The organism is Cohnella soli (genome assembly GCF_042655525.1).
GTDB lineage: Bacteria > Bacillota > Bacilli > Paenibacillales > Paenibacillaceae > Cohnella > Cohnella soli.
On record NZ_JBHSMI010000057.1, the window covers coordinates 1 to 3,782 of the forward strand.

The 3,782-nt window shown below is 43.2% G+C and carries 3 protein-coding genes; all 3 read left to right on the top strand.

Going from position 1 to position 3,782, the window contains the following annotated elements; all coding sequences use genetic code 11:
- The first annotated feature begins 448 nt into the window (after positions 1 to 448).
- The 3 genes from ACFPOF_RS28710 to ACFPOF_RS28720 all read left to right on the top strand — a co-directional run bounded on the left by ACFPOF_RS28710 (position 449) and on the right by ACFPOF_RS28720 (position 3,719).
- Positions 449 to 811 carry a VOC family protein gene (locus tag ACFPOF_RS28710; RefSeq protein WP_378138829.1) on the top strand — a complete coding sequence of 121 codons (363 nt, stop codon included), beginning with the start codon at positions 449 to 451 and terminating at the stop codon, positions 809 to 811.
- Between the two features lie 289 nt (positions 812 to 1,100).
- A complete protein-coding gene (locus ACFPOF_RS28715; RefSeq protein ID WP_378138830.1) occupies positions 1,101 to 1,538 on the top strand; it encodes a hypothetical protein in 438 nt (145 codons plus the stop codon).
- Between the two features lie 2,037 nt (positions 1,539 to 3,575).
- A complete protein-coding gene (locus tag ACFPOF_RS28720) occupies positions 3,576 to 3,719 on the top strand; it encodes a hypothetical protein (RefSeq protein ID WP_378138831.1) in 144 nt (47 codons plus the stop codon).
- Positions 3,720 to 3,782: the final 63 nt, after the last annotated feature.

Here is a 3,782-nt window from a genome sequence, read left to right on the forward strand (position 1 = left end):
TAATTTGAAGGCAGAACATAAAGAACGAATGTATGAAATAGAAGAACAATATGAAATAGAGTTTGAAAAGAATGGTCTAAAGAATCTTACATTAATAAAGCAGGAAAAGAAGAAGTAAGCTTGTAGGTTTTACAGGAAGAGGGCGACATCAGTTAACACCATGTTCACGCTTCGGGCCATTCGGCCCTCGGTCCGGCAGGAGTCAGATGTGGATTCAAGGATGCAATTGGCAGTAGCAGAGAAGTGAATTCAGCCGGACACATCCGCACCGACTAAGCGCATCGCGCCCGGCGACTTCGTCGCCTTAAGTCGGTGGGACGTCGTGAACACATGAACGTTATCTGAAACCGGTGCAGTACAGTCAACAATAAATTCCTAGAACAGGAAGGGAAATCATCACGCTTGAAGAACATTATATAAATCTGATTCTTTTAAGGAGACAACAAAAATGTCATTAATTGGGAAAATCCATTATTTCCGTATACCAGTAATAAGCTTAGAAGAGTCAGTAAGATGGTACACAGAATGTTTAGGATTTCACCTTAGAAGACAGAATAAAGAATTAGCTGTATTTGAATTGAAAGAAGGGCCATTACTTGTTTTAGTTAAGGCGGATACAAATTCGAGAGGCCACTTAATAATAGACGGAAAACCAGAATTTTCTGTTGGCTTTACTTGCCAAGAAATTCATAAATTCCGTCAGGAATTAATTGATCAGAATGTTGAAGTAGATGAAATGGTAGAAGAAGATGGTCATTATTATTTTCATTTTTATGATCCAAGTAAAAATAAGCTCCAAGTACATTGGTGAACATTTCAAAAGAACACGGTTGCCTAATCGCAACCGTTTTTTAATTAAATGTTTGAATAAGAGAATAAGTATTTGTAAGTAACTCAAGAAGGCACCGGCATCAGATAACACCATGTTCACGCTTCGGGCCATTCGGCCCTCGGTCCGGCAGAAGTTAGATGTGGATTCGAAGATGCAATTGGCAGTAGCAGAGAAGCGACTTCAGCCGGACACATCCGCACCACCTAACCGCATCGCGGCCGCCCTTCGGGCTTAAGGTGGTGGGACGTCGTGAACACATTAACGTTATATGAAACTTCCGAAACCAATTAATGCTTATGGTGGTGTTGCGTTAATGATTGCTTCCATCACTTATTTATTTTCAAAAAATAGAAGAAAACAACTCAAAGTTCAATTATTCCTTGGTCCAATCAAAGAGATAATTCAAAGAGATAATGAATGGTATTGTTTGATAGATGAAGAAATAAAGAGAACAAATGAACTTGAACAAAGCACCTTTGAAGAACTTTTATTTTACTTATCAAAACAAATTTCTGATTTAGATTTATATTTAACTGAAGTCAAATCGAACAGATTCATTAGAGATTCCCTTATTTTTTATCGACAGTATATTGAACTATTGAATCTCTATAAGAAGAATTTTGATAATCTAAAAAAAGATGAATTACCCAATTTACTATATTTTTATGGGGAATTAAGAACAGCTTTGGGTATTCCCCGCGGATAAATGGTGATTAATTCACTTGTAGGTTTCTCAAGAAGCCGGAAGCTTCATATAACACCATGTTCACGCTTCGGGCCATTCGGCCCTCGGTCCGGCAGGAGTTAGATGAGGATTCGGAGAAGTAATTGGCAGCAGCAGGGAAGTTGAATCAGCCGGACACATCCGCACCGACTAAGCGCGTCGCGCCCGGGCCTTCGGCCCTTAAGTCGGTGGGACGTCGTGAACACATTAACGTTATACGCAATTGCCCTAAAACAATGAAGATCATCCCATCCCAACCCTCAAGGCATATTGAATTCAAGGGCGAGGGAAGATTATTCAAGAAGATCGGATAATTCTAAATTTGTCTATCGATGGTCACGCCAGTTTCTTCGATAGGTCGAATCATCCGTGCCCGCGCCTTGAACTCAAATGCCGATTTTGAGGGTTGGGACTGAAAGATTCGTTGAACAGATCTTAACCCTGAAAAGCCTTGATTCAATCAAAAATATTCAAACCAGTACAGGAACACATTCATTATTGAAAGCCGGCACATCACTTAGGCGCATGATGTACTTTGGAATGTTGTTCCGACTGTATTGAATTGTAAATGAATCAAGGCATATTGAAGGCAGGGTTAAGATCAACGAATCTTTCGTGGGATATTCGAAGAAGAGGGCAACAGCGTATAACACCATGTTCACGCTTCGGGCCATTCGGCCCTCGGTCCGGCAGGAGTCCGATGAGGATTCGGAGAAGTAATTGGCAGTAGCAGGGAAGCGTAATCAGCCGGACACATCCGCACCGACTAAGCGCATCGCGCCCGGCGACTTCGTCGCCTTAAGTCGGTGGGACGTCGTGAACACATCAACGTTATAGGAAATTCCCGCTAAGAACTATACAAATCATAGATGTCACTCGACGAAGCAATGGGAAAAGCCGTCTGTAGAAAGTATCTCGACGAAGCAATGGGAAAAGCCGTATGTAGAAAGTATCTCGACGAAGCAATGGGAAAAGTCGTATGTAGAAAGTATCTCGACGAAGCAATGGGAAAAGCCGTATGTAGAAAGTATCTCGACGAAGCAATTGGAAATGCCGTCTGTAGAAAGTATCTCGATGAAGTAATGGGAAAAGCCCGTTTGTAGAAAGTATCTCGATGAAGTAATGGGAAAAGCCCGTTTGTAGAAAGTATCTCGACGAAGCAATGGGGAATAGCCGTCTGTAGAAAGTATCTCAATGAAGCAATGGGAAAATCCGTCTGTAGGAAGTATCTCGATGAAGCGTTGGGAAAAGCCATCTATAGAAAGTATCTCGATGAAGTAATGGGAAAAGCCGTTTGTTGAATATATCTCGGTGAAGCTCTAGGAAAAGCCGTCAGAGAGATTCGAGGAAGGCGGGAACATCCTATAACAGCACATTCACGCTTCGGGCCATTCGGCCCTCGGTCCGGCAGGAGTAAGATGTGGATTCAGAGAAGTAATTGGCAGTAGCAGGGTAGTGGAATCAGCCGGACACATCCGCACCGACTAAGCGCATCGCGCCCGGCGACTTCGTCGCCTTAAGTCGGTGGGACGTCGTGAATGCATCAACGTTATACGCAATTGCCCACTCGAGGAAGAGTTTTTAAGAAATTTGATTTTTTATTAGGGCTCTAGTTTAGATCGTGAAGCAGATTCAAGGTTACTTAGATACAGCGAGAAGATGGCAAATTCGAGGTAGCGGGGGCAAGGTTCTGGATACGGTAGTGTTGAGAGGTACAATGTGAAGTTGTTCAAGAAGAAATCACACTGATGAATACTCACGCCAATATAGTTCAAGTACAAGGCAGGTAGTGAAATCAGTTAACGTATCTAGAGACAGCGAGAAGTGGGCATGATCGAAGCAGCGGGGGTAAGGTTCTGGATACATTCGAGGTCGGATTTACTTTTCTGAAGTTGGATCACGTAGAATAATCGAGGAAGGTAGCAAGGAAGAACAACTGCGTATAACACCATGTTCACGCTTCGGGCCATTCGGCCCTCGGTCCGGCAGGAGTCCGAAGTGGATTCAGAGAAGAAGTAATTGGCAGTAGCAAGGAAGCGGAATCAGCCGGACACATCCGCACCGACTAAGCGCATCGCGCCCGGCGACTTCGTCGCCTTAAGTCGGTGGGACGTCGTGAACACAGAACGTTATCTGAAACCGGTGCAGTACAGTCAACAATAAATTCCTAGAACAGGAAGGGAAATCATCACGCTTGAAGAACATTATATAAATCTGATTCTTTTA

Bases quoted from the DNA above. Each gene is read 5' to 3' on its own strand.
- ACFPOF_RS28715 (WP_378138830.1), top strand. From the start codon at position 1,101: ATGAAACTTCCGAAACCAATTAATGCTTATGGTGGTGTTGCGTTAATG.
- ACFPOF_RS28710 (WP_378138829.1), top strand. From the start codon at position 449: ATGTCATTAATTGGGAAAATCCATTATTTCCGTATACCAGTAATAAGC.